Source organism: Microbacterium sp. KNMS (assembly GCF_053851835.1).
Genome location: NZ_JBSQBP010000017.1, coordinates 1 through 26,215, shown reverse-complemented (window position 1 = coordinate 26,215; position 26,215 = coordinate 1). Strand labels below are relative to the sequence as shown.

21 protein-coding genes are annotated in these 26,215 nt (G+C 71.5%); 9 read left to right on the top strand and 12 right to left on the bottom strand.

The window, feature by feature from the left end; genetic code table 11:
- The gene (locus ACWXWW_RS11655; RefSeq protein ID WP_271172833.1) at nt 1-456 is read left to right on the top strand and encodes an acyltransferase; all 456 of its coding nucleotides are present in this window, start codon (nt 1-3) and stop codon (nt 454-456) included.
- A gap of 8 nt (nt 457-464) precedes the next feature.
- Here ACWXWW_RS11655 and ACWXWW_RS11650 read toward each other — a convergent pair whose 3' ends face one another.
- Genes ACWXWW_RS11650 through ACWXWW_RS11635 form a run of 4 tightly spaced genes read right to left on the bottom strand, consistent with a single transcriptional unit; the run spans nt 465 to nt 7,041 of the window.
- Nucleotides 465-1,622: a glycosyltransferase gene (locus ACWXWW_RS11650; protein WP_455970016.1), complete on the bottom strand. Its 1,158-nt coding sequence runs from the start codon at nt 1,620-1,622 to the stop codon at nt 465-467.
- On the bottom strand, nt 1,619-3,340 hold the full coding sequence (locus ACWXWW_RS11645; protein WP_455970015.1) for a DUF6020 family protein: 1,722 nt from the start codon (nt 3,338-3,340) through the stop codon (nt 1,619-1,621). Before ACWXWW_RS11645 ends, ACWXWW_RS11650 begins: the two co-directional genes overlap by 4 nt.
- Nucleotides 3,337-5,223 (bottom strand): DUF6020 family protein, encoded by a 1,887-nt coding sequence (locus ACWXWW_RS11640; protein WP_455970014.1) that lies wholly within the window; start codon nt 5,221-5,223, stop codon nt 3,337-3,339. Before ACWXWW_RS11640 ends, ACWXWW_RS11645 begins: the two co-directional genes overlap by 4 nt.
- A gap of 3 nt (nt 5,224-5,226) precedes the next feature.
- Nucleotides 5,227-7,041, bottom strand: a complete 1,815-nt coding sequence (locus tag ACWXWW_RS11635) for a glycosyltransferase (RefSeq protein WP_455970013.1) — start codon at nt 7,039-7,041, stop codon at nt 5,227-5,229.
- A 145-nt stretch (nt 7,042-7,186) separates the two neighbouring features.
- Between ACWXWW_RS11635 and ACWXWW_RS11630 the strand changes: the two genes are divergently transcribed.
- Both ACWXWW_RS11630 and ACWXWW_RS11625 read left to right on the top strand, forming a co-directional pair.
- Nucleotides 7,187-8,833, top strand: a complete 1,647-nt coding sequence (locus ACWXWW_RS11630; RefSeq protein ID WP_271172838.1) for a glycosyltransferase — start codon at nt 7,187-7,189, stop codon at nt 8,831-8,833.
- An 8-nt stretch (nt 8,834-8,841) separates the two neighbouring features.
- Entirely contained in the window at nt 8,842-10,878 is a 2,037-nt protein-coding gene (locus ACWXWW_RS11625) for an acyltransferase family protein (protein ID WP_455970012.1), read from the top strand.
- 4 nt (nt 10,879-10,882) lie between these two features.
- Here ACWXWW_RS11625 and ACWXWW_RS11620 read toward each other — a convergent pair whose 3' ends face one another.
- Genes ACWXWW_RS11620 through ACWXWW_RS11605 form a run of 4 tightly spaced genes read right to left on the bottom strand, consistent with a single transcriptional unit; the run spans nt 10,883 to nt 14,831 of the window.
- Nucleotides 10,883-12,286 carry a glycosyltransferase 61 family protein gene (locus ACWXWW_RS11620; protein ID WP_455970011.1) on the bottom strand — a complete coding sequence of 468 codons (1,404 nt, stop codon included), beginning with the start codon at nt 12,284-12,286 and terminating at the stop codon, nt 10,883-10,885.
- 27 nt (nt 12,287-12,313) lie between these two features.
- Nucleotides 12,314-13,060, bottom strand: a complete 747-nt coding sequence (locus ACWXWW_RS11615; RefSeq protein ID WP_455970010.1) for an ABC transporter ATP-binding protein — start codon at nt 13,058-13,060, stop codon at nt 12,314-12,316.
- Nucleotides 13,060-13,857 carry an ABC transporter permease gene (locus tag ACWXWW_RS11610; protein WP_455970008.1) on the bottom strand — a complete coding sequence of 266 codons (798 nt, stop codon included), beginning with the start codon at nt 13,855-13,857 and terminating at the stop codon, nt 13,060-13,062. The genes ACWXWW_RS11615 and ACWXWW_RS11610 overlap by 1 nt, the downstream gene beginning before the upstream one ends.
- Nucleotides 13,854-14,831 carry a glycosyltransferase gene (locus tag ACWXWW_RS11605; RefSeq protein ID WP_455970007.1) on the bottom strand — a complete coding sequence of 326 codons (978 nt, stop codon included), beginning with the start codon at nt 14,829-14,831 and terminating at the stop codon, nt 13,854-13,856. Before ACWXWW_RS11605 ends, ACWXWW_RS11610 begins: the two co-directional genes overlap by 4 nt.
- Nucleotides 14,832-14,964: 133 nt before the next feature.
- On the opposite strand from ACWXWW_RS11605, the gene ACWXWW_RS11600 reads away from it, so the two are divergent.
- Nucleotides 14,965-15,426, top strand: coding sequence for a GtrA family protein (locus ACWXWW_RS11600; RefSeq protein ID WP_421074329.1), 462 nt, complete (start codon nt 14,965-14,967; stop codon nt 15,424-15,426).
- A gap of 201 nt (nt 15,427-15,627) precedes the next feature.
- Here the strand turns inward: ACWXWW_RS11600 and ACWXWW_RS11595 are convergent, their stop codons facing one another.
- Both ACWXWW_RS11595 and glf read right to left on the bottom strand, forming a co-directional pair.
- Nucleotides 15,628-17,679: a DUF6541 family protein gene (locus ACWXWW_RS11595; RefSeq protein WP_455970005.1), complete on the bottom strand. Its 2,052-nt coding sequence runs from the start codon at nt 17,677-17,679 to the stop codon at nt 15,628-15,630.
- A gap of 28 nt (nt 17,680-17,707) precedes the next feature.
- The gene (gene glf, locus ACWXWW_RS11590; protein ID WP_324014260.1) at nt 17,708-18,847 is read right to left on the bottom strand and encodes a UDP-galactopyranose mutase; all 1,140 of its coding nucleotides are present in this window, start codon (nt 18,845-18,847) and stop codon (nt 17,708-17,710) included.
- 96 nt (nt 18,848-18,943) lie between these two features.
- Between glf and ACWXWW_RS11585 the strand changes: the two genes are divergently transcribed.
- From ACWXWW_RS11585 to ACWXWW_RS11575, 3 genes are read left to right on the top strand one after another with little or no spacing between them, the layout of a single operon-like run.
- A complete protein-coding gene (locus ACWXWW_RS11585) occupies nt 18,944-19,429 on the top strand; it encodes a GtrA family protein (RefSeq protein WP_271172847.1) in 486 nt (161 codons plus the stop codon).
- Nucleotides 19,426-20,256: a glycosyltransferase family 2 protein gene (locus tag ACWXWW_RS11580; protein ID WP_271172848.1), complete on the top strand. Its 831-nt coding sequence runs from the start codon at nt 19,426-19,428 to the stop codon at nt 20,254-20,256. Before ACWXWW_RS11585 ends, ACWXWW_RS11580 begins: the two co-directional genes overlap by 4 nt.
- Nucleotides 20,253-21,209 (top strand): glycosyltransferase family 2 protein, encoded by a 957-nt coding sequence (locus ACWXWW_RS11575; protein WP_271172849.1) that lies wholly within the window; start codon nt 20,253-20,255, stop codon nt 21,207-21,209. Before ACWXWW_RS11580 ends, ACWXWW_RS11575 begins: the two co-directional genes overlap by 4 nt.
- Here ACWXWW_RS11575 and ACWXWW_RS11570 read toward each other — a convergent pair.
- Nucleotides 21,164-23,356 (bottom strand): hypothetical protein, encoded by a 2,193-nt coding sequence (locus ACWXWW_RS11570; protein WP_455970003.1) that lies wholly within the window; start codon nt 23,354-23,356, stop codon nt 21,164-21,166. The genes ACWXWW_RS11575 and ACWXWW_RS11570 overlap by 46 nt on opposite strands.
- A gap of 76 nt (nt 23,357-23,432) precedes the next feature.
- Nucleotides 23,433-24,770 carry an MFS transporter gene (locus tag ACWXWW_RS11565; RefSeq protein WP_282978689.1) on the bottom strand — a complete coding sequence of 446 codons (1,338 nt, stop codon included), beginning with the start codon at nt 24,768-24,770 and terminating at the stop codon, nt 23,433-23,435.
- Nucleotides 24,771-24,930: 160 nt separating this feature from the next.
- Here ACWXWW_RS11565 and rfbA point away from each other — a divergent pair, with 160 nt between their 5' ends.
- Both rfbA and ACWXWW_RS11555 read left to right on the top strand, forming a co-directional pair.
- A complete protein-coding gene (gene rfbA / locus ACWXWW_RS11560; RefSeq protein ID WP_455970002.1) occupies nt 24,931-25,800 on the top strand; it encodes a glucose-1-phosphate thymidylyltransferase RfbA in 870 nt (289 codons plus the stop codon).
- 5 nt (nt 25,801-25,805) lie between these two features.
- A partial coding sequence (locus ACWXWW_RS11555; protein ID WP_455970054.1) for an NAD-dependent epimerase/dehydratase family protein occupies nt 25,806-26,215 on the top strand: 410 nt, incomplete at its 3' end.

Here is a 26,215-nt window from a genome sequence, read left to right as displayed (position 1 = left end):
GTGCTGACCATCGCCGAGGACGCGGTCGTCGACCCGTCGGTCAAGCTCCTCCACCGCGACGGCGATCGCGACATCGCGATCGGCGCCCGGACGAAGATCTACCGCGGGGCCGAGATCCTCGGCCCCGTCGAGATCGGCGAGGACGTCTTCATCAACCGGGACGCGTACATCCGCCCCGGCACGCGCCTCGGCGACCGCGTGAACCTCGGGCCGTTCGTGCGTCTCATCACCGACACGCATGAGATCGGCGGGCACGACAAGCGCGCGGGCGACGTGCGGCACGAGCCGATCTCGGTCGGCGACGGCACCTGGATCGGCGCGGCCGTCACGGTCGTCGGGGGCGTCCGGATCGGCGCCGGGTGCGTCATCGCGGCGGGCGCGGTCGTGACCTCGGACGTGCCGGACGACACCATGGTCGGCGGCGTGCCGGCCGCCGTCATCCGCCGCCTGCGCTGACGCGACCGCTACAGCTCTCCGGGCGCGGTGACCTGCTCGTCGATCTCCTCGAGCACGCGCTGCGTCCGCGCGGAGCGGCCGCGCCGGGGCGCGTACACGACGAGAGCGTGGAACGCGTAGCGTGCGACGAACGCGACCGCGAGCGTGATCGCCGCCGCGACGACGCTCGAGATGTGCCACGTCTCGACGAGCAGCGCGAGCACGGGGATCCGCACGAGCGCCTCGGTGTTGTTGAACGCGAACGACTTCGCGAACCGCGTGCGCCCGCTCGAGGCCTCGTCGAGCATCTCCCGGAAGACGAACCGCTCCTGCAGGAGGAAGTTCCCGATGATCGTCGCCTCCGCGGCGATGATCGCCGCCCAGATGTACGGCATCCCGAGCTGCGTGAGCGTCCACATGATCGCGAGGTTCGCGACCGCGCCGAGCCCGCCGATGATCGCGAACGCCGACATCTTGCCGAAGCGCAGCGCGGCGAGCTGCACGAGGAAGCGCGCCCCCTGACGGATCGACGCCTTCGATGCGCCCGCCGCGCGCTCGGCGAAGTCGAAGGGGATCTCGGCGACGCGCAGCTGCTGCCGCGCGAGGATCTCGAGGAGGATCTTGAAGCCGCGCGGGCGCAGGAGCGCGAGGTCGATGCGCGTGCGATCGACGAGGAAGAACCCGGTCATGGGGTCGGAGCAGTCGCGCAGTCGCAGCGGGAACATCGCCTTCGTGAGCGCGGTCGTGACGCGCGAGACGAGGTTGCGGGTGAGATCGGCGAGACCCGCCGCCGAGCCGTCGCGCACGTAGCGCGACGCGACGACCGCGTCGACGTCTCCCGCGCGGAAGCGCGCGACGAGCGCGGGGATCCGCTCGGGCGGGTGCTGGAGGTCGCCGTCGATCACGACGCACGCGTCGTGGGCCGCCTGCTCGAGGCCCAGGATCACGGCGCCGCTGAGCCCGCCGACCGGCTCGTCGCGGTGGATGACGCGCACCGGGATGTCGACGAGGCCGGCGACGCGGCGCACCTCGTCGGCCGTTCCGTCGCTCGAGTCGTCGACGAACAGGACCTCGCACGCGACACCGTCCATGGCGGCGACGATGCGCCGCACGAGCGGCTCGACATTGGGAGCCTCGTTGTAGGTGGGGACGATGATCGTCGCGCCGGCGAAGTGGTCGATCGTCATCCGGGGGTCGCGTCGCTCTCGGTCAGGGGCGCCGGGGCGGCCGGCGCGAGGTCGTCCTCCCGATTCTGCCAGCGGACGGGGGTGAGCATCATGCCGATCGCGAGCACGCTCCCGTACACGAGCGGCAGGATGTACCGCGGCAGCGCGACCGGGCTCGCCACGAGGAAGGCGAAGTTGACGAGGAGAGGCGACACCGCGAGGACGTGCAGCGGGCTGCGCCGGCGGATGGCGTACGCGAGCGCGATGAGCGGCACCCACGACGCGTAGAACGCCTTCGAGGAGAGGAGGTTGCCTTCCGCGAGCGACTCGGTCGCGCGGTTGACCGCGAGGCGCGCGTCGTCGAGCGCGGCCGGCTCGTGGAGGTCCTCGATCGCGGCCTCGATCTCGGCGCGCGTCGTGGTCGGCAGAGCCCTGGCCTCCCAGAAGTCGAGATAGCGGTCGAGCACGATCCCGCTCTGGAAGATCATCGGCGTGACCGGGGCGAAGTACTCGAAGGTGTTCGCGGCCGTCGCCGACAGCGCGGTGCCCGGATAGCGGATCACCTGCGCGAGCCACACCCGCGCGTAGGCGAGACGCTCCTCGGAGCCGGCCTCGAGGTTCCAGCGGCCCTTCACCGCATCCGAGCGCCGCGGCACATACGCCTCGCCGAGGCCGTCGTAGCGCAGCACGGCGTCGATGACCGCCCGCTCGTCTGCGGGGATCTCGTCGCCGTGCTCGGCGACGATGCGCGCGGTCTGCTGGACGGGGATCGTGAGCATGTCGGTCGCTGTGCCGGGCGCGATGCCGATCGCGGGGAGGACGAGGAGCGGCCACACGACGTTCGTCACGAGGAGCGCTCCCGCGGTCCCCGCTGCGACGCGCAGGCGGGCCCGCCGCGCGCAGATCACCAGCAGGACGACGGCGCACACGACGACGAGGTAGACGTTGGTGCGCTTGGCGAGGATGAGCGGGATGACGATCGCGAGCGCGACGACACCCACGCGCGCGCTGAGCAGCACGCGCCCGCGCGTGCGCACGGCCTCGACGAAGAGCACGAGGAAGGGGAGCCAGAACACGGCGGCGAACGCGTCCTTGCTCATGACCGACGGCGCGGCCATGAAGACCGGCAGGACGGCGACCGCCGCTGTCAGCGTCCAGCGGATGGGGCGCGCCATCCCGAGCCATCCGAGGTAGGTGAGCACGAGGGCCGCACCGGCCGCCGTGGCGGCCTCCTGCAGGAGGAGGAAGCCGAACAGGCCGATCCGATCGTCGCCGAGCGCGGATCCGAGATCCCAGAACCATCCGAAGACCATCGTGTCGAACCACGGATGGTGGTCGGTCTGCTCGAGCAGCCCCATCCACTGGAGCCGCTGCGTGATGGTGTCGCTGTCGACGTTGCCCGGCGCGTGCACGAGCAGCCATGGCAGCCAGCCGGCGAGGATGGCGCCGGCTGTCGGCAGCAGGCGCCGGCGCGCGGTCTCGCGGAAGGACGCCGGCTCGGGCACCGCGCGACGCCCGTCGAGCCAGCGGAACAGCAGGGTCAGCGGGACGAAGAGCGCGGCGCCGAGTCCGAGGACGACGAGGCCGCTGCCGACCGCGGCGCCGACGGAGCCGGCGAACCACACCGCGCTGTCGTTCGCGTCGAACGACGCCCCCACGACGACGAACGCCGCGAGGACGAGCGCCGTGGCCGCGGCATGCGGGTCCCACAGGGCCCGCAGCGCGGAAGGTCGGTTCACGCCTGCGCCCGCTGCGTCTCGGCCGACGGGGAGGACGCGTCGCTCCTGTTCCGCCGACGGGCGACGAGGGCGACGGCGACCGCGAGCGGCGCCGTCGCGAAGAACCCGAGCGCGTAGCGCATGCCGCCCGAGACCGGGCCGGCGAGGAAGGTCGCCATGAGCGCGGCGGCCGGCAGGGCGAAGGCCGCCTCGAGCCCGGCGCGCTTGCGCCAGAGCACGACGAGCGCGAGGATCCAGATCCACGTGACGAAGCCCGGAGACAGCGTCATCCCGATCACGGGGATCGCGAGATACCCCTCGTCGAGGAGACCGTGACGCTCGATCGATGCCTGGATGCCTGTGAGCGGCTCGACCGCGGCGTCCTCACCGCTCAGCTGGTACGGGATGTCGAGATGTATGCCGCGCACATCGTTCCAGGATGTGCGCACGACGCCGTCGTACGAGGGCGCGCCCGGCGCCCAGTAGCCGACCGTGTTCGCGAGCGTCGCGGTGATCGCGGACCCGGGGTACTCGGCGACGAGCCGCAGCCATCCGCTCACGAACTCCCCCGTCGTGCGCTCCTCCCACGCCGCCCGCGCGTCGAGCTTGATCGGGTCCGCGAAGCCGGGGATGTAGTGGTCGCCGACGTCGTCGACGCTCCACCACGTGAAGACGTCGTCCACGAACGCCCGGTCCTCCTCGCTCATCGTCGCGTGGTGGTCGTGCGCGATCCGCGCGATCTGCTGCAGCGGAACCGACCACGCCTCGGTCTTCGGGCCCGGCTGCACCCCGAGCGCCGCGGAGAGCGGCCCCGCGTACAGTCCGTACGCGACGACGCATGCCGCGAGCACGGCGCCGACGCGCTTCCACTGGCGGCGGAACGGGATGATGAGCAGCGCGACGCCGAGCAGGACGACGTGGACGCCGTTGTTCCGGAGGACCATGGTCGCGATGCCCGCCGTGAGCAGGAGGATCCACGGCCACCGCGCGCGATCCCCGCGTCGGACCGCGCGCGAGACCTCGACGATCCCGATGAGGAAGAGCACGAAGGCCGACATGAAGGGGATGTCCTTCACGACCGTGATCGACGACAGGCTGAGCACGGGCAGCAGCGCGATCCACGCCCAGAGCGCCCACCACATGCGCGGCCCGACGCCCCATGCCGCGATGCGCCAGAGCAGCACGGCGAACACCGCGCTGGTCGACAGCATCTGCAGGACGGCCGCGAACGCGAGCGCCGCGGAATCGCTCAGGCCGAGGAGCTGCCACACGCCGTTCCACGCCGCGATGAGGAGGGAGTGCCCGATCGGCTCATAGGACTCCCAGGGGCCGAGCCCGCGCGCGTAGGAGAGGCTCCGGTAGGTGTCGAAGAAGATGAGTCCCGGCCACCACACGAGCAGGTACGGCAGCCGGCAGAGCACGATGAGCCCGAAGACGAGTTCGAGGGGGCGCCATGGCGTCGGCCCCGGTGCCCGCAGCGCCTCGACGAGTCGGCTGAGCCGCCCGCGGCGGGGAGCGGGCACGGCAGCGGCGTCGGGTGTCGCGCGGTCGGCGAGATGCAGCAGGACCGCTGCGCCGAGGACGGCGGCGTACGCGGTGCCGAGGCCGTGCACGGCGCTCCAGCCCGACGGGCGCAGCAGCCAGAGGTCGGCCTCCTCACGCAGGAGGGAGATGCCGGCCAGCTCCGCGACCGCGTAGGCGAGGCCCACCGGCACCGCCCAGCGCCAGACCTCGCGCGGCAGACGGCCGAGTGCGAGCCATCCGCCGTAGGCGATCGCCGCGAACGCCGCGATCGCGACGAGGCTGTTCCCCTCGAGCACCTCGCCGAGGGTCGCGGGCGTCGTGCCCGCGCACAGGGCGAGCGTCGTGGCGAACGCGCCCGCCACGGCGATGAGCACGCGCACGGCTCAGACCTCGGGGGCGCGCCAGCCGCGCCACTGCTCGAACGAGCCGTTCAGGAGCTGCGAGTCGGTGCGCTCCCACGTGTGCTTGGACGAGTGGCGGATGTACATGTAGCCGAGCGAATGCGTGCGGTACCCGATGCCGCCCTGCGTCTCGACGCGGATGAGCACCGAGCGGTCCGTGGAGTTCGGCGTGGGGCGCCATCCGCCGAGCGCGTCGAAGGCCGCCCGCGACAGGAGCATCGCGCCGCCGGCGACCTGGTCGTGGTAGCGCTCGGTCGCGAACGTCCGGTGCACGGTCTGCGCGACCTCCTCGAAGAAGAGGTACTCCGTCGTCTTCCCGACGATGTCGGCACGGGAGTAGAGGTGCGCGAGGACGAGGTCGAAGACGTGGTGCTCGCTGTACCAGTCGTCGTCGTCGAGCTTGGTGACGAGGTCGCCGCTCGAGCGCCGGACGCCCTCGGCGAGGGCCGCGCCGAACAGGACGGTGCTCGGGACCTCGACCACGGTCACATCGAGCCCGCCGAGCTCGACCCCCGACAGGTCGGGAGCGGGGATCCCGTGCGCGACGACCACGACCTCCATGTGCGGGTACGTCTGCCGCGCCATCATCTCGAGCACGCCGGGGATCAGCTCGCCGCGCATCGTCGAGAGCACGACGCTCACCGAAGGGAGGTAGCGCGAGCCCGTGCGATGCTCGACGGCCGATGCGAGGCGCAGGAAGCCGGCGTGGTCGTGCATCGCGGCGCGCCGCAGCGCGACCGAGCGGCGCTCGCGCTCGAGCCCCATCGCGGGCCGATACGGGCGCCGGATGGCCTCAGCGATCCGCGGCGAGAGCTGCTCGGGCGCGATGGCGACGCTGTCCGGCAGGGAGTGCAGGATGACGCCGGCCGCCGCGAGCTCGGCGAAGCGGGTCGTGAGTCCCTCGGGGACGGGGCCGGCGAGCCCTGCGAGCGGCGAGAGGTCGACCGCCTCGACATTGCGGACGGCGGCGACGTCGCGCGCGCTGAGCGGCTCCGCGATGGCGAACTCGATGGGGCGGAGGTCGGGGTCGGTCGCGCCGAGGAGCCGGACGACCCCGCGCGGACGGTCGATGACGAGCCGTCGCGCCGGCGGCGACGGCTTGAACCCGAGGATGCGCCCGATCGGGTTGTGCACGTTGAGGTCGATGACCGGGCGCTCGACGCGCGGGTGCCCGAGGAGGGCCTCCCCCACCGTGAGCTGGTGGACGGCGTCCTCCTCCTCGCGCGCGAGATCGGTGCGCGCGGTCAGCAGCACATCGGCCTTGCGCAGGTGCCGTCCCTCGAGGGCGGGGGCGATCGGCTCGAGCTGCGGGATGCGCCGGCTCGGCAGGAGCGGCAGAGCCTCGGCGCCCGCGCTCGGATCGACCGCGAGAAGCGGGAAGCCCGCCCCGACGACGGGCGCGTCCGGGACGAAGGCGGGGATGAGGGCGTCGAGCACGCGCGCGACGGGAAGCGGCGCGTGCAGCGAGACGTGCGCCGACGCCGTGCGGCGCGCGGGGTCGTGCGAGAGCGTGACCGTGCGCGTGTCGCGCAGCGGCGCCATCCGGCCGCGCCAGCGCGGCGAGGGCGCCTCCCAGCGCTCGATGTGGACGCGCAGGTCCTGCGTCATCGCGCCGTCGGCGGCCATCACGAGGTGACGGAGCGCGTCGACGTCCGGCACCCGCAGGCGCACGGGCAGCGACTCGTCCGCCGTCGACGCGAGCGCCGGCGCCTGGCGCGGATCGGTCACGACGTGCTCGCCGTCGCGGTCCGGGGCGTCCTGCTCATCGGGGCGACGGAACCAGCGGCGGACGGGCATAGATCGATCGGCTCCCCGAGTCGGCGGACGGATGGCCGCGAGCGCGGCGCGAGGAGTCTATCGTGCGCGCCTTTCGTCCCCGTGAGAGCGCGTCCGGCGGGCCGCGTCCACCGGTCTCGGAGAAAGCGCACCGTAGAATGACGCGGTGACCAGGCCCGCCGCATCCCCCGAGCCCGCCCCGATCGTCTACCAGAACCAGTGGCGCGACGTCTTCGACGGCACGCTCCCCGACGGCTGGGAGCCGACCAAGTCTGTCTCCGTCGTCATCGCGTCGTACAACAGCAAGACTCTGCCGCTCACGCTCGCGTCGCTCGCCGCGCAGGACTACCCCGAGGACCTGCTCGAGGTCGTCGTCGTGGACGACGGCAGCGAGCCGCCCGTCGAGCTCGGCGAGGTCGTGCCGAAGAACATCCGCCTCATCCGCGTCGAGGAGGGCTGGGGCCGCTCCAACGCGACCGACATCGGCATCAAGGCCACGTCGGGCGACATCATCTACTGGGTCGACTCCGACATGATCCTGTTCCGCGACAACGTGCGCCAGCACGCGAAGTGGGCGCACTTCATCCCCGAGGCGGCCACGATCGGCAACAAGGGCTTCATCGAGGAGTGGGACTACACCCCCGAGACGGTGTACGAGAAGGTCCTCGACGGCACGATCGGCGACGACTACGACCGCTCGACGCTCCACGAGCACTGGTCCATCCAGATCTTCCGCGACACGGACGACCTCAACACGTCGCACGGCCGCAACTACTCGACGCACATGGGCGCGTGCGCCTCGGTCACGCGCGAGGTCTACGACCGCACGTTCGGGCAGGACACCCGCCTCCACCTGGGCGAGGACACCGAGATCGCCTACCAGCTCTGGCAGGCCGGCGCCGTCTTCATCCCCGTCGAGGAGGCGCTCACGTGGCACCTCGGCCGCGGCACGGTGCAGGATCACGCGGTCAAGGTGGCCTGGCACAACGACGTGCACTTCGCCCAGCGCATGCCGATCCCGCGCTACCGCCGCAAGGCCGACAACCGCATCTGGGAGGTGCCGCTCGTCAAGGTCGTCGTCGAGGTGACCCCCGAGACCGCGTACCTCGCCCGCAACTGCGTCGACCGCATCCTCAACAGCACCCTCACCGACGTGCACGTCGTGCTCGTGGGCCCGTGGTCGCAGCTCCACGAGGGCCGACGGAAGATGCTCGCCGACCCGCTGAACGAGCTCTACCTCGTGCGCGAGTGGCTGCGCACCGACAACCGCGTGATCTTCGCGGAGGAGGTGCCCGAGACGGTGTTCCCGGCCCCGTACCGCGTCGACCTGCCGATCACGGTGGGCGTCACGAGCGACAGCCTGATGCAGATGTACCGCCAGATCGACGGCAACCGACTGGGCGCGGTGCGCTACTTCACGCCCGGTCACACGAAGGACGACTCCGTGACGATCTGGGACTCGGCCGCCGTGGCCCGCGCCAAGCGGTACCTGCGCGAGGGCGACGCGATCGAGGACCTCGTCGACCGGGTCTGGGGCTTCCAGTGGGGCTCGAACGACACGGCGCAGCTCATCGACCTCCGCGAGGCCGACCTCTCGGAGCGCGTGACGCGCGTCGACCCGCGGGTCGCCGAGCTCGAGGCCGAGGTCGCCGCGCTGCGCGCGCGCATCGCGCCGCCGCCGTCGCTCGCGCGTCAGATCGCCCAGCGGCTCAACGCCGCATCGGGCGGGCGGCTCGCTCCCGTCGTGCGCGGCGTCAACGCCCGGCTCGGCGGCGCGCCCGCCGCGGCCATCCGGCGTCTGCGCCGAGGCTGATCGAGCGGATGACGTCCCGCACAGACGCATCGCATCAGTCCGGCTTCCGCCCGGACATCCAGGCGCTCCGCGCGATCGCGGTGCTGAGCGTCCTCCTCTACCACCTGTGGCCGAATCGGCTGACGGGCGGCTTCGTCGGGGTCGACGTCTTCTTCGTCATCAGCGGCTACCTCATCACCTCCCACCTCGTCCGCGAGCGCGAGAAGACGGGGCGGATCGCGGTGGCGCGGTTCTGGGCGCGACGCGCGGTGCGCCTTCTCCCCGCGTCGCTCCTCACGCTCGCGGCGACCGCGGTGGGCGTCCTGCTGTGGGTGCCGCGCTCGCTGTGGGATCAGTTCCTCGGCGAGGTCGGCGCGGCGGCGCTGTACGTGCAGAACTGGCGCCTGCTGTTCGACAGTGTCGACTACCTCGCGGCCGACAACCAGCCCTCCCCCGTGCAGCACTTCTGGACCCTGTCGGTCGAGGAGCAGTTCTACGTCGCCCTGCCGCTCCTGCTCATCGCCGCCATGGCGCTCCTGCGCCGCGTCGCGTGGCGGAAGGTCGCCGTCGGCGTGCTCGCCACGGCGACCGCCGCCTCGTTCGCATACAGCCTGTGGCTCACCGCCTGGTCGGCGAGCGAGGCCTACTTCTCCACGCTCACCCGCGCATGGGAGTTCGGCGTCGGCGCCCTCGCGGCCTTCCTGCCGCTCATCGCCTGGCGCGCGATGTCGAACGCGCTCGCCGTCGCCGGCGTCGCGCTGATCGCCGTGAGCACGGTCGCGCTGTCGGGCGCCACGCCGTTCCCGGGCGCGGCGGCGCTGCTGCCCGTCGTGGGCACGGCCCTCGTCGTGTGGGCGGGCGGCGGCTCGTTCCTCGCGCCGGTCGGGGCCGCGCGCCCCGTCGCGTTCACGGGCGCCGTGTCGTACGCCGTGTACCTCTGGCACTGGCCGCTCATCGTGCTGCTCCCCTACGCCACGGGGCATCCGCTGACGACCGTCGAGAAGGTCGCGATCGCGGCCGCGGCGTTCACCCTCGCGTGGGCGTCGACGCGCTTCATCGAGAACCCGGTCCGCCTCTCGCCGAACCTGCTCGCGCGTCGCCGGCCCCGCACGGTCGCGGCGTGGGCCGCAGCCGGCATGGCCTGCGTGCTCGTGTTCCCCGTGGCGGCGTCGGCGACCCTCCGCGCGGAGGAGGAGCGCGTGCTCGCGGCCACCGAGTCGCTCGTCGAGACCCTGCCCGACTGCTTCGGCGCGCAGGCGATGGACCCCGAGCTCGCACCGTGCGAGAATCCCGAGCTCGACGCCTACCCGCTCGTGCCCGCTCCGATGGACGCGGCGAGCGACGACGCCAACCGCGACGCGTGCTGGTCCGGCCCGGATGAGACCGTGCTGCGCGTCTGCTCCCTCGGACCCGACGCCGACTGGGACCGGCACCTCATGGTGATCGGCGACTCCCACAGCAACGTGTTCGTGGGCGCCTACGCGCGCATCGCCGAGGAGCGCAACTGGCGCATCGACATCGCGGGGCACGGCGGCTGCTACTGGACGGACGCCCTCGTCGAGCGCTCGACGCCCGTGTCGACCGACGCCTGCACCGCGTGGCGCGGCGAGATCGCGGACTACGTGGCGAGGAGCACCGACGGGATCGATGCGTTCGTCGTGACGCGCTCGTCCGATGGACGGGACGCGGATGCGACCACGGTCGACGGCATGGTGTCGGCGTGGGGCGCGCGCCCGGATCCGACCGTGCCCGTGATCGCGATCCGCGACAATCCCCGCATGCCGGCCGAGACCATCCAGTGCATCGAGGCGGATCCGGAGACGGCGAACGAGAGGTGCGCGCAGCCCGCCGACGCCGTGCTGCACGACGACGGGCAGACTGCGGCGGCGGAGCGCGACCCGAATGCCACGGTCATCGATCTGACCGAGTTCTACTGCGCCGACGGCATGTGCCCTGTCGTCATCGGCGGAGTCGTCGTCTATCGCGACGGGCACCACCTGACGGCGACCTACGCGGCGACCCTCGGGCCCTATCTCTCCGAGCGGCTCGCGGCCGCGCTCGGCTGACGCCTCAGTCGCGCGCGACCGTCCACGCGGTCTCGCCGCCGGCGCGCTCGTGGCGCACGACCGTGCCCTCGCGCTCGCGCAGCGCGGCGGCGGCCTCCCGCCCCGCGGCGTCGTCGTCGAGCACCCACACGGTGTCGGCGGTCGCGAACTCGGCGGACGCGTCGACGTCGCGGAGCACGTCCTCCGCCGTCTCCCCCGCGATGCGGATGAGGTCGTAGGTCCCCGGCGTCTCGACGAACAGCTCCCGGTAGCGTGCGAGCGGGAGCTCGTCGACACGGCCCTCGAGCGCCCGATAGGCGCGGGGGTCCTCCTCGAGGCGCGTGCTGACGACGAGCACCGTGCGCGCGCCCGACGTCGCGGCCGCGAACGCCGTGCGCGCGCCGACCTCGAGCAGGCGCTGCACCTTGCGCTCGCGCGCGATCGCGGCGGCCGCCCGGTCGCCCGCCCGCGGCGCGAGCGGGAGCGCCCGCGGCACCTCGAGCGCGTCGAGCAGGGCCACGGCGCTGCGCGACAGCTTCGTGACGTCGCGCCCCTCGGCGTGGAGGATCCGCTCGCCCGCGAGCGAGTGGAAGCGCTGATCGACATCGCGCGCCTCGCCGATCGTGCGGAAGTTCCTGTGCTCGGGCCCGCGGCGACGCACGACCTCGAAGCGCCGCGCGCCGACATCCGCGAGCAGGAGGATCGCGTGGAACGCGGATCCCTCCTCTCCCCCGATCACCTCGGCGCGCGAGATCTGGTCGAGCTGCTCGCGCACCGACATCCGCTCGGGATTCACGACCGTCCATCCCGCCGCCCGCAGATGCCGCTCGGCCGCGTCGGACCCGAGGTCGCGGATGCCCGAGTCGATCGCGCCGCGCGAGAGCCACAGGCGGCGGCCCGGCTCGGCGGATGGCCCGTGGTGCTGCGCGAGGAAACGCGCGTGATCAGGGTGGATCCAGTCGTCGTAGCGGTAGCCGATGTCGGGCACATGGAGCGTGCGGAACCGCGTCGGGCGGGTGATGAAGCGGATCGGGTTGCGGACGCCCAGGATGTCCAGGATCTCGCGCTGCCAGGGGCGGAAGGACTCCCGGTCGCCCCAGGTCTGCGCCGCCGTCCACACGATCGGCACGTCGGGGGCGGCGGATGCCGCCGACAGGCGCGCGAGGCTCTCGAGCAGGAAGTGGCCGAAGTGCATGTGGAGGTCGCCGGCGTAGATCGCCTCCGGCACGTCGGCGTCCTCGATGTCGACCAGGAGCTCGAGCGGGATCGGCGATCCGCGCAAGCCGGAGCGCCGGTCCGTCACGGTGCCGTCGACGTAGCGCCCGGACGCGTCGAACACCCCCATGAGCAGCTCGCCCGGACGGTCCTCGCGCACGACGACCGGGGAGACGACGGCGTCGGAGACGACGCGGGCGGAGAGCGGTTCCATTCCGTTCACCCTACCGGCGGTGCCCGGTCAGACCGGGCTGTCGGCGTTGTACGCGGCGACGACGTCGTCGATCGGCGCGTCCATGACGAGCGCGTGATCGCGGATGTAGAGTCCGCGCGTGCAGAAGCGCCGCAGGTCGCGTTCGCTGTGGCTCACGAAGAACAGGGTGCGCCCTGACGCGAGAAGCTCGTCGATGCGGGCGTAGCACTTGGCGCGGAAGGCCTTGTCGCCGACCGCGAGCACCTCGTCCACGAGCAGGATGGGCTCGTCGAGCTGCGACACGACGGAGAACGCGAGACGCACCTTCATGCCGTTCGAGAGGTGCTTGTAGGGGGTGTCCTGGAAGTCCTCGAGCTCGGCGAAGCCGATGATGTCGTCGTAGCGGGCCGCGATGTGGGCACGGCTCATGCCGTGGAGTCCCGCCGTGAGGCGGACGTTCTCGCGCACGGTGAGGTCGCCGACGAAGCCTCCCGTGATCTCGATGAGCGGGGCGACCCCGCCGCGCACGACGACCGATCCCTCGTCGGGCAGCAGGACCCCCGCGACGAGCTTGAGGAGCGTGGACTTGCCCTGGCCGTTGCGGCCGACGACGCCGATGGACTCGCCGGCGCGCACGCGGAAGGAGACGTCCCGCAGGGCCCAGAACTCGTCCTTGGGCGCGCGCCGCGAGGCGCTCGCGAACATCGACTTGATGCTGCGCCGCCCGCGGCGGTTCCGCCGGAACCGCACGCCGAGGCCGTCGACCTCGATCGCGTAGGCGTCGTCACGCTCCATCACAGCTCCTTCAGCAGCGGACGCTCGAGGCGGCGGAAGGTGAGGATGCCGACGCCGAGGAACAGCAGGCTCATGATCGCTCCCGCGGCGACCGCGAAGGTGTCCCACTGGCCGGGGAAGAAGCCCACGCGGTACAGCGTGAAGATGCCCGCGAGCGGATTGAGCGCGCCGAGGTCGCTCACGACGCCGGGCAGGTCGCCGATCCCGTAGATGATCGGCGACGCGTAGAAGAGCACGCGGAGGATCAGGCGGGTGGTGCGCTCGAGGTCGGAGAAGAGGACGCACAGCGGCGCGACGAGGAGCCCGAGCCCCACGAGCAGCACCGCCTGCAGGAGCACCCCGACGGGGAAGAGCAGCAGCTGCCATCCGACCGTCGCGCCCGCGGCGACCGCGAACAGCACGAGGACGGGGAGCGAGCACAGGAATTCGACGCCCTTGCTCAGCACGATGCGGTTGATCCAGATCGAGCGGGGGATGGAGGTCGAGCGAACGAGCTTGGCGTCCTTGTTGAAGGCGCGCGTGAAGTCGGTGACGGCCGCGTTGAACCAGACCCACGGCAGCAGCGCGGTCATGAGGAACACGATGTACGGCTCCTCGCCGACCCGGCCGCCCCGATGGAAGACCTGCGTGAAGACGAACCAGTAGATGAGGCTCATCACGAGCGGATCGAGGATCGACCACAGGTAGCCGAGCCAGCTCGTCGCATAGCGCACCTTGAGGTCGCGCGCCGAGAGCAGCCACAGCGAGTGGAGGTAGCGCCGCGGCGTGCCCGGCGCACCGACGACGCCCGAGCTCACGACGCGGTGCCCCTGAGCAGCGGGGGCTCGGATCCCGACGTGTCGGCCGCGGCGGGCGCGCTGTACTGCAGGTAGATGAGGCGGCTCTGCTCGCGTCGTGCCCTGAGCACGCCGTCGAGCACGAAGCCCACGGTCCAGGCGAGGGCGCCGGCGAGGCCGAAGCCGACCGCGAGGACCGCGGTCGGGAAGCGCGGCACGAGTCCGGTCTGCGCGAACTCCACGACGAGCGGGATGCCCAGGATGACGCCGACGAGCATCGCGACCGCACCCAGAAGGCCGTAGAAGAGGAGCGGCCGCTCGTAGCGGATGAGCTGGACGATGAGCGAGAGGATGCGGAATCCGTCGTGGTACGTGCGGAGCTTGCTCTCGCTGCCGGCCGGCCGGTCGCGGAAGCCGACGTGCACCTCGGTCTGCGGGACACGGATGCTCATGACGTGCACCGTCAGCTCGGTCTCGATCTCGAACTCGCGCGACGCCGCGGGGAAGCTCTTCACGAAGCGCCGCGACATGACCCGGTATCCCGAGAGCATGTCGCTGACCTCGGAGCCGAAGATGCCGCCGACGAGCCAGTTGAAGCCGCGGTTGCCGAGCTCGTGCCCGGGACGGTATGCGGTCTCGGTCTTCTGGTCGCGCACGCCGAGGACGTGGTCGTACGGCCCCTCCTGCAGCGTGCGGATCATCTCGGGCAGCGCGGCGGCGTCGTACGTGTCGTCGCCGTCGATCATGACGTAGATGTCGGCGTCGACGTCGGCGAAGGCGCGGCGCACGACGTTGCCCTTGCCCTTGCGCTCCTCGCGGCGCACGATCGCGCCGGCCTCGCGCGCGACCTCGGCCGTCCGGTCGGAGCTGTTGTTGTCGTAGACGTAGACCGTCATGCCCGGGACGGCGGCGCGGAGATCGCGGACGACCTTCCCGACCGCGAGCTCCTCGTTGTAGCAGGGGACGATCGCGGCGATGACAGGGGACGACGTCATGGAGAGCACTTTCGGCGACGTAGGATCTTCGATGGACCGCATGGCGCCGAGACGGCCGCCGTCGGAGCCGGTTCAGGCTAACACGCGGCTCTGCCGAAACCCCTCGGCACACGCCGCCCTCACGAGGAGCACGATGCACGCGAACGCGGCGACCCGGAAGGCCAAGCAGGCGGGGGCCTTCCTCGTCATCGGCGGTCTCGCGTTCCTCGTCGATGCGGGCGTCTACAACCTGCTCGTGTTCTGGGTGACCGGCGACGGCCCGATGCACGGACAGCCGCTGGCCGCCAAGATCATCTCGATCGTCGTGGCGTCCCTCGTGACGTACGTCGGGAACCGGTACTGGACCTTCTCCGACCGGCATCTGCCGCACCGCTTCTCGCGCTACGCGATCTTCGTGCTGTGCAACCTCATCGCGATCGGCCTCCAGCTCGGCTGCCTCGCGTTCTCGCGCTACGTGCTGGGTCTCGACGACGTCGTCGCCGACAACATCTCGGGAACCCTGATCGGGCAGACCCTCGCGACCGCGTTCCGCTTCCTCACGTACGACCGGTTCGTGTTCCCGCACGAGGAGCCCTCCCCCGCCCCGCGCCCGTAGCGGGTCACGATCGCGCGCCAGGGGGTCGCGTGTCTCACTCCCCGCCGGAATCCACCGCCCAATCCCGCCGCGAACGAGACACGCCGACCCCCACATGTCTCACTCGACGAGGGAATCCGGGGCGAAAACGCGCCGCGAGTGAGACATGCAGGAGCGTGCGAGCATGCCGGTCTCGGGGGACGCGGCTGACCTGCCTCGCAGCTACTCTGCCGGGAGTGGGCCGCAGCGGTCGATGCGGTAGAGCGTCGACTCGCCGTCCGTCGCGACCTCCGTGAAGAGTCCCGCCTCCACCGCGGCGTGCGGTCCGGGGAAGTGGTTGCCCGCGGGGTCTCCTCCCCCGAACTCGTGCGGGTTGTAGAGCACGTGCCGCACGCGGAGGGCATCGAGCGCGCGGCACACCGCCGGGTCGCTGTCGATGTCCATGAGGCCCCATGCGAGCGTCTGACGCAGCGGATCCCACTGGCCGTTGACGTGCGGGAAGACCGGCTCGCGTCCGGCGTACAGCTGGGTCAGCGCCGAGCCGTCCCACGGGTCGCCGAGCACGCGCTCGCTCGCGGGCACCTCCTCGGCCACCTCATGGTCCATGAAGTCGATCTGCTTCTGCGACACGACCTCCCACTGCGCACGCTCGTCGGGCATCGCGAACACGGCCGCGATCGCCGATGTCGTTCCGGTGAGGGCGAGCCCCGCAGCCGACACCACGGCGACGGCCAGCGCGAGCGGCGCGGCGAGGCGCGGGAGGGCTCGACGGGATCCGCCCGTCCGGATGGCGCGCTCGGCCGGGAGGGCACGTCGCGCGAGCGCGAGCGCGCCGAGCGTCGCGAGAGGGACGGCGACGACGGGCAGCGCGGCCGCGAGGCGGAAGCGGTCCTTGTACCAGACCCCCGTCGCGAGCTTCGCGATGACGCCGTCCGAACCGGCGGCGAGAACGAACAGGGCAGCGACGAGCACGAAGGCGACGACGAGCCACCGCGTGCGCCGCGTGCGGAGCGCGACCCCGGCGCCGACGATGACGAGGAACGCGAGGAAGGGCGCCACCGTCGTCACCGCGCCGCCCTCCCCCGTCATCGCCTGCAGCGTGAGAACCTGCACGACGCCCTCCCAGATGCCCTGCACCGCCTGCGCCTGCGGGCCGGAGAGACGGCTCTCGATCGGCTCGTCGAGGAGCCCGAACCGCAGGATGGCGATCGCGAGCGCCGCCGCCGACAGCGCGACGCCGCCGACGACGCCCGCGACGAGCACGATGACTGCGCGGCGGCGCTCGCGCCCGCCGCATCGACGGGCGCGCGCGAACGCGCCGCCGAGAACCCACGCGACGAACGGGATGCCGATGAGCGCCCACGTCGGGAGGACCCGCGGATGAGCCACGGCGAGCGCCCCGACGGACAGGCAGCCCGACAGCGCCGCGAGCACGACGGCGCGTCCGCGGTTCCCGGGTCGCGCGAGCGCGACACCCCGGACGGCGAGGACCGACAGCGCGACCGCCGCGGGGAGCAGCGCGTGCGCGAGGCCCGTGGGGTAGATCGTGCCCCACGAGAGCAGCGCGTAGGGGAACGCGCCGAAGGCGGCGCCGAGCGGGAGCGCGACGAGGGCGACGGTTCCCGTGGAGCGCCCTGGGAGCGCGACCTGGGCGAGCCAGGCGACCCCGGGCAGCCAGACGAGCGCCTGCACGGCGAGCCATGCGGCGTTGAACGCGACGGGAACCGGCACGCCGCTCCCCTGCACCGTCATCACGACGAGCGCGTGCCACGCCGACGGGTAGTACGCGATCCCCGTCGCGCCCGTCTCGATGAGCGAGCGCAGCGTGAGGGGCGAGGCGGAGAACCCGTCCAGGATGGCCGACACGGCCGAGAGGTGGAAGACGTTGTCGTAGGTCTGCGAGATCCGAGACGGGTCCGGCACTCCCGCGAACGCGACGACGCCGACGATCGCGGCGGCGAGGGCCCACACCGCGGCGAGCGCGCGCGGCGGGATGGCCGCGCCCGTCACGACGAGGTCGGGATGCGCGCGCCGGACGAGGAGGGATGCCGCGAGCCCGACGAGCGCGACGGCGAGCACCTGCACGACATGGAACGGCGCCCCGAGCGCGCCGAACACCGCCGCCGCGACGCCCGTGCAGCACACGCTCGCGAGCGGCGCCACCGCGACGCGCGCGACCGCGCCCATGCGCAGGGGCGCGGTCGCGATGAGCCCGGGTGCGAGCACGGCGAGGAGCGCCGACACGAGGGCCGGCGCGACGACGACCCAGCTCATCGGACTCCTGCCGTCAGGCGGGCGCGGGTCAGCCGTTCAGCTGGTTCTGCCACATCGACAGCGCCGACCCGATGGCCATGTGCATGTCGAGGTACTGGTACGTGCCGAGACGGCCGCCGAAGAACACGTCCTTCTCGCCCTTCGCGAGCTCGCGGTAGGCGAGCAGACGCGCGCGGTCCTCATCGGTGTTGACCGGGTAGTACGGCTCGTCGGCGCGCTCGGCGAAGCGCGAGTACTCGCGCATGATGACCGTCTTGTCGGTCGGGTACACGTCGGCGCGCTCGGGGTGGAAGTGCTTGAACTCGTGGATGCGCGTGAAGGGCACGTCGGCATCCGGGTAGTTCATGACGCTCGTCCCCTGGAAGTCTCCGATGTCGAGGACCTCCTCCTCGAAGTCGAGCGTGCGCCAGCTCAGCGCGCCCTCGACGTCGTCGAAGTAGCGGTCGACCGGGCCCGTGTAGACGATCGGCACCTGGCCGACGAGCGCCTTCTTGTTGAGCGGCTGCGACTCGTCGAAGAAGTCGACGTTCAGCTTGACCTCGATGTTCGGGTGGTCGGCCATCCGCTCGAGCCACGCGGTGTAGCCGTCGGTCGGCAGGCCCTCGTGCGTGTCGTTGAAGTAGCGGTTGTCGTAGTTGTAGCGCACGGGGAGGCGGCTGATGATGTCGCCCGACAGCTTCTGCGGGTCGGTCTGCCACTGCTTCGCGGTGTAGTCGCGGAAGAACGCCTCGAACAGCGGGCGGCCGACGAGGGCGATGCCCTTCTCCTCGAAGTTGCGGGCCGTCTTGACGTCGAACTCGCCCGCCTGCTCCTTCACGAGGGCGCGCGCCTCGTCGGGCGAGTACGCGGCCTGGAAGAACTGGTTGATGGTGCCGAGGTTCACCGGCAGCGGGTACACGACGCCGTTGTGGTTCGTGTACACGCGGTGCACGTAGTTCGTGAACGTCGTGAAGCGGTTGACGTACTCCCACACCTTCTCGTTCGAGGTGTGGAAGAGGTGCGCCCCGTAGCGGTGCACCTCGATGCCCGTCGTGGCCTCGTTCTCGCTGTACGCGTTCCCGCCGATGTGGTGGCGGCGGTCGATGACCGTGACCTTGCGCCCGGCTGCTGCCGCGCGCTCCGCGATGGTGAGTCCGAAGAAACCGGAGCCGACGACGAGGAGATCCATCCGTGGTGCTCTTTCTCTCAAGGGGAAGGGCCCTGGCACGCTGTCGCGGCCTCCCCGAGTCTATGTGCATGCCCCTCGCGTATCCTGATGCCGCACATGAGCAACGAAGAATCCCCCGCCGAGACCGAGGCCATCGCCGGGATGAGCGGGCCGGATGGCCCGCTGCTGCGCCTCTTCCGCGACCGTCGCGTCGCCTTCCTGTTCGTCGGGGCCGTCAACACCGCGATCGGCTTCGCGTGGTTCGTGCTCTTCTCCCGTCTGTTCGAGGCCGGATGGCCGGGCGCCGCCTGGACGGTCTTCGCGGTCATCCTGTGCGCGCAGATCATGAGCACGCTCAGCGCGTTCGTCTTCTACCGGAAGCTCGTCTTCCGGGTGCGCGGCCACGTGTGGCTCGACTTCGCCCGGTTCCAGCTCGTGTACCTCGGGACGTTCATCCTCAACTTCGTCGTCGTGCCGCCGCTCAAGCTCTGGCTCGGCTGGCATGAGATCGTCGCGCAGCTCCTGTTCACGGTCGTGATCGCGTTCGCCAGCTGGTTCGGGCACAGCCGCTTCTCGTTCCACCGCAAGAAGGAGGACGCGTGACCGCTCCGCGCATCAGCGTGGTCATCCCCGCGTACAACAACGGCCGCACGCTCGGCGAGACGATGCGATCCGTGCTCGACCAGCAGGTCGACGGGCTCGAGCTCGTCGTCGCCGACCACGCGTCGTCGGACGACACGTGGGACGTCATGCAGGGCTTCGCCGCCGACCCGCGCGTGACCCTGCTGCGCACGGAGGCCGGCGGCGGCGCCGCGCGCAACTGGAACCGCGTGACGGACGCCGCGACCGGCGCCTACCTCAAGCTCGTGTGCGGCGACGACGTCCTGCGGCCCGGCGTGCTCGCACGCCAGGCGCGGCTGCTCGAGCGGTCGGGCGCCGTCCTCACCGCCTGCAAGCGCGACATCATCGATGCCGAGGGCAAGGTCCTCATGGCCGGATGGGGCCTCACGGGGCTCGGCCGGCCCATGTCGGGCGGCGAGGCGCTCCGCCGCACCGTGCGCGCAGGCCGCAACCTTCTCGGCGAGCCCGCCTCCGTCATGATGCGCCGGGAGGCGTTCGCGGCGGCCGGCGGATGGCACGGCCGCTTCTCCTATCTGATCGACCTCGCGAGCTACGCCCGCGTGCTCGTCGGCGGCGGGTTCACGCCCGACACCGAGGTGGGCGCGACGTTCCGGATGAGCGACACGCAGTGGTCGGTCGCGCTCGTCGACGAGCAGACCGCGGAGGCGCGCGCCTTCCACGCATGGCTGCGCGCCGAGCACCCCGAGATCGTGACCGAGGCGGATCGGCGCATGGGCGACATCCGCGCCGGTCTCATGGCCCAGGCCCGGCGCATCTCGTACCGTGTCCTCAAGAGGAGGATGGGATGACCGTGCGCCGGCGCATCGCCTACGTGCTGCCGATCTACAACGAGGAGGGGAACATCCCCCTCCTGTACGAGCGTCTCGTCTCGGCCACGGCGCCGCTCGGCGACCGCTACGACGTCGAGTTCGTCTTCGTCGACGACGGCAGCCGCGACCGGTCGCTCGAGCTGCTGCGCGGACTGCGCGCGCAGGACCCCCGCGTCTCCGTGTACGCGCTCGCGCGCAACTACGGCCACCAGATCGCCGTGACGGCGGGCCTCGACGTCGCCGACGCCGACGCCGTGATCGTCATGGACAGCGACCTGCAGGACCCTCCCGAGGTCAGCCTCGAGCTCATCGAGCGGTGGGAGCACGGCGTCGACGTCGCCTACGCGCAGCGGCGCACGCGCGACGACGGCCTCTTCAAGCGCACGACGGCGCACGGCTTCTACTGGCTGCTGAGCAAGCTCTCGAGCGTGGACATCCCCCGCGACACGGGCGACTTCCGCCTCATGGACCGCCGGGTCGTCGAGGAGCTGCGCAAGCACCCCGAGCGCAACCGGTTCATCCGAGGGCTCGTCGCGTCGATCGGGTTCCGCCAGGAGGCCGTCCTCTTCGACCGCGACGCGCGGCACGCGGGCGAGACCGGCTATCCCCTCCGAAAGATGCTCAAGCTCGCGGGCGACGGCATCTTCGGCTTCTCGACCGCGCCCCTCAAACTCATCAGCCGCGTGGGCGGCGCGATGGCCGTCCTCGCGCTCCTGTGGACGATCTACCTCGTCATCGCGCGTCTCGTGAACCCGGAGTCGGTCATCGAGGGCTGGACCTACCTCGCGGCCGGGATGTTCCTCCTCGGCGGCGTGCAGATGCTCATGCTGGGGGTGCTCGGCAGCTACCTCGGCCGCATCTACGTCGAGGTGCAGGGCCGCCCGCTCTACGCCTTCGCGGTCGCCGAGGCCGGGCCCCCGCCCGCGCGCTGACGGAGGCGCGCCACCCCGCGCCCGATGAGCCAGCCGAGGCCGATCGCCATCGCGAGGCCGTAGGCGCCCATGAGCAGCGGCCACGCGGGCGGGCGGAACGACACGGTCACCGTCTCGCCGGGCGCCACGTCCGTCGCGTCGACCGTGAGAAGCCAGCCCCGCAGCGGCTCGGCCTCCGCCGCGCCCGCGACGGCGTAGCCCGGGTACGGCAGACGGCTCAGCACCACGCGCCCGTCCTCGCCGGCCTCGTCGACCTCGAAGGACACCGACGTGTCGTCCTGCGCGGTCACCGTGACGCGCGTGTCGGGAGCCGTCCACACGACGCCGCCCGCGCTCGGCAGCGCCTCATCGCGCTCGAAGAGCCAGGTGTACTCGCCGTCGGCCGCGAGCGTCCATCCCTCGGGCGCCTCCGGCTGCTCGGGGTACGTGTCCTTCATCGCGACGATCGTGCTCACGCTCATGAGGTCGGCCACGCGCAGGCCCGTCTCCTCGTCGACCGACCACAGCGTCTCGAGGGCGTCCTCGCAGGTCTGCCCGCGCAGGTCGATGCAGAGGTCGTCGCCGAACGTCTCGAACGGCAGGACGGTGTAGAGGCTGCTCACCTCCGTCGGGCTGAAGTACCAGAGGTTGGCGAGCAGCCGCTCCGACCAGCTGTCGCGGTCCTGCCATCCGTCCTCCGCGTCGCCGACGACGATCGCGTCGCCGTGCGCGTCCGGGAGGACGGCCTGCAGGGCCGTCGCGCTGTCGGGCGCGCTGCGGCTCGGCAGCGGCGACTCGGGCAGGAAGCGCATCTGCCCCGCGGCGAAGACGGCCGTCACGATCATCGCCCCGACCACCGCGACGGTCGTGCGCCGTCGCACGCGGGGCGAGCGCGCGACCCATCGCAGCGCGACGAGCGCCGCGAGGGAGACGAGCGCGGCGGCTCCGATGGCCTTCCACGCGTACGGCCCGTTTCCCCAGGTCAGGACCGAGGTCACGGCGATGACGAGCGCCGAGAGCCAGAAGGCGCGGCGCGTCGCCCCCGCGGGGAAGCGGCGCGAGATCCCCACCGCGAAGAGCACGATGAGCACGATCGCGAGATACGGGATGAGACGCAGCGGCCAGCGGATCGGCCCCATGTGGCTCGGCCCCAGCACGAGCGCGAGCACGAGGCCGCCGAGCACGAAGAGCGGGATGGCTCGCCGCACGGCCGAGCGCGCGAGCGGCAGCGCGAGCGGGAAGAGCAGGAGCACCCACGCGATGTAGACGAGCGGACCGGGCGTGATGTCGCCGAACCAGGAGCGGATGGTCGCGCTCACCCAGGGATTCCCCGCCGACGCGAGGTCCGTGAGGTCGGCGTTGAGGAACCCGAGGTTCTCGAACGGCGCGTTCCCGCGCTCCGTCACGGGCGCGGTGAGGACAGCGGGCAGGTACACGACGATCGTGAGCAGCGCGCCCCACGCCGAGGCGAGCAGGGTCCGCAGCACCCGGGGGCCGTCGCGGCGCACCGCATGGCGCACGAGCGACTCGACGAGCACGACGACGAGCATCATGACGCCGAACACGTAGCCGACCGTGATGAGCAGGTAGCTCGCGACGAGGTACGGCAGCGGCGAGCGGCGGTGCTCGACCGTGCGCCGCAGCGCCCACCACACCCACGGGAACAGCGCGACGTTGATGAGGTCGGTCGACCAGGACGCGGCGTCCATGTAGACGACGAAGCCGGACGACGGCACGAGCACGCCCGCGAGCGCCGCCCACGGACGGTGCGCGCCGAACTGGCGCGCGAGCAGGTAGACGCCCAGGGCGAGCACGACGAGGAACGCGAGCTTCACGCCGGTCGCGTGCGCGACCGGACTCTCGCTGAGCCGCGCCGTGACGGCGATGAGCCACGTCATGGGGTTGAGGAGGCCCCACTGGCCTTCGGCCCAGTAGTTGCCGGCCTGCCAGGCCGATGGGTCGAGCATCGGCAGGCGCCCCTGCAGGAGCTGGTCGCCGAGCTGCCACCACTGCCCCGCCGAGCCGCGCTCGGTGTCGTCGGAGAAGTAGAACCGCGGGGTCACGAGGAGCCGTGCGGCCGCGAGAGCGAGGGTCGCCAGGACGGTGAGAAGGGGCCAGCCCACCCGCTGCGCGCGCCGCCGTGCCCGATTCGTGCCGTCCGCCGTCATCTGTCCTCCGCTGCTCGCCCCGCCGCGCGGCGGGCCAGACTCGATGGTAGTGCGAGCGGCCGGGCGGACCCCGCGATCAGCGCGCCGGGCCCTCGAGCTCCTCGAGCGTGCGGCCGCGGGTCTCGCGGGTGAGGAGCGTCGCGAGCGCCGACACCGCGCAGATGGCGAACGTCACGGCGCCGATCGTGAGCGGCACGTTCTGCGTTCCAGGAGGGGCGATCGCGGTGAACAGCGACGGGAAGAACGCCGCCAGCATGAGCCCGATGTTCTGCGACACGGCGAAGCCGGTCACGCGGATGCGCGCGGGGAACTGCTCCTGGAAGAAGGTCGCGAAGGTCGCGTTCCACATCTGGAAGAAGATGCTCTGCACGATGACGACGAAGACGAACACGAGCACGAGGCTGCGCTGCTCCACGGCCCACAGGTACGCGACCGTGAGGAGGCCTCCGCCGAGTCCGCCCGCGACCATGAAGCCACGGCGTCCGAACCGGTCGGACAGGCCGCCGAAGATCGGGATGGTGAGGGCCGCGGTGAGATTGGCCACGAGCGTGACCCAGAGGAAGTCGCTCGTCGAGAACCCGATCCCGTACCCCTCCTGCGTCGCATACGACACGCCGAAGACGAGCGTGGCCATCCCGATCACGTTCGTGAACGTCATGAGGATGCAGCGGATCATGACCCACGGGTACGAGCGCAGGAGCTCGACGACGGGGAACCGGCGACGGACCTCGACGGCGCTCTCTGCGGAGAAGACGGGCGTCTCGTGCACGCCGCGGCGGATGAGGTATCCCGCGATGATGACGACGGCACTGAGGAGGAACGGGATGCGCCATCCCCACGCGGCGAAGTCCTCCTCGCTGAGCACGGCCGCGAGCGGGAGCATCACACCCGTGGCGAGGATGGAGCCGATCTGGGTGCCCTGCAGCGTGAAGCTCGTGAAGAAGCCCCGTCGCGCGTCGGGCGAGTGCTCGACGACCATCGCCCCGGCGCCGCCCAGCTCTCCCGCGACGGCGAATCCCTGCACGAGGCGCAGGATGACGAGGAGGATCGGCGCGAGGACGCCCACCTGCGCGTACGTCGGGAGGAGGCCGACGAGCAGGGTCGAGAAGCCCATGAGCAGCATCGCGAGGATGAGGACGTTCTTGCGCCCGCGCCGGTCGCCCCAGGCGCCCAGCAGCACGGCGCCGACAGGGCGCGCGACGTAGCCGACCGCGTAGGTCGCGAGGGACGAGATGATGCCCACCGTCGGGTCGCCGGTCGGGAAGAACACGACCGGGAAGACGAGCGCCGCGGCCTGCGAGTAGAGCGCGAAGTCGTAGTACTCGAGGGCGCTGCCCACCCATGCGCTGAGGGCCGCCTTCTTCGGCTCCCGAACGATCCCGCTGTCGGCTTCGGCCTGCTTCGCTGCGCTCATGCCGTCACTCTCCTGTCCGCACTGACTCGCCGACCCGAACCTGGGTAAGCGTTTTCCATCGTAATGGAACGTTTCAATCGCGACAACTCGGGCGTCGGTGGGCGGTGCGGGCGACGGCGTCCGCCAGTGCTCACGGGGTCTCCTGTGTCACGATGGCTGTGTGAAGGGCATCATTCTTGCGGGTGGGTCGGGGACGCGTCTGCATCCGGTGACGTTGGGCACGTCGAAGCAGTTGGTGCCGGTGTATGACAAGCCGATGGTGTATTACCCGTTGTCGACGCTGATGCTGGCGGGGATCCGGGAGATCCTGGTGATCACGACGCCGCATGATGCGGCCTCGTTCGAGCGTCTGCTGGGGGACGGGTCGCAGTTCGGGGTGTCGATCTCGTTCGCGGTGCAGCCGTCGCCGGATGGGCTGGCGCAGGCGTTCACGATCGGGGCGGATTTCATCGGCGATGACAAGGTCGCCCTCGTGCTGGGCGACAACCTGCTGTACGGGCCGGGGCTGGGCACGCAGCTGAAGCGGTTCGCGGATGTGGACGGTGCGGCGGTGTTCGCGTACTGGGTCGCGGAGCCGTCGGCGTACGGGGTGGTCGAGTTCGACGGGTCGGGGCGGGCGGTGTCGCTGGAGGAGAAGCCGACGCACCCGAAGTCGAACTACGCCATCCCCGGCCTGTACTTCTACGACAACGACGTCGTCGACATCGCCCGGGGGCTTCGGCCCTCCCCGCGGGGGGAGCTGGAGATCACGGACGTGAACGCCGCGTACCTGCGGCAGGGGAAGCTGCGGGTGGAGGTGCTGCCGCGCGGGACGGCGTGGCTGGACACGGGCACGTTCGATCAGATGGCCGACGCGGGAGACTACGTGCGCACGATCGAGCGGCGCACGGGGTTGAAGATCGGGTCTCCGGAGGAGATCGGGTGGCGGCAGGGGTTCCTGTCCGACGACGACCTGCGTCAGCGGGCGCAGAAGCTGGTGAAGTCGGGGTACGGGGCGTACCTCCTCGAGGTCCTGGAACGGGGTAAGTGAGCATCGTGGGCACGCTTGTGGTCACCGGCGGGGCCGGTTTCATCGGATCGAACTTCGTCCACCACGTCATCGCGCACACCGACCACCGGGTGATCGTGCTGGACAAGCTCACCTACGCCGGCAACCCCGTCTCCCTGGCCGGGCTGCCCGAGGACCGCGTCGAGCTCGTCGTGGGCGACATCGCCGACGCGGACCTCGTCGACTCCCTGTTCGCCCGCGCCGACGCGGTCGTGCACTACGCCGCGGAGTCCCACAACGACAATTCCCTCAACGACCCCCGCCCGTTCCTGGACACCAACATCGTCGGCACCTACACGCTGCTGGAAGCCGCCCGCCGTCACGGCACCCGCTTCCACCACATCTCCACCGACGAGGTCTACGGCGACCTCGAGCTCGACGACCCGGCCCGGTTCAC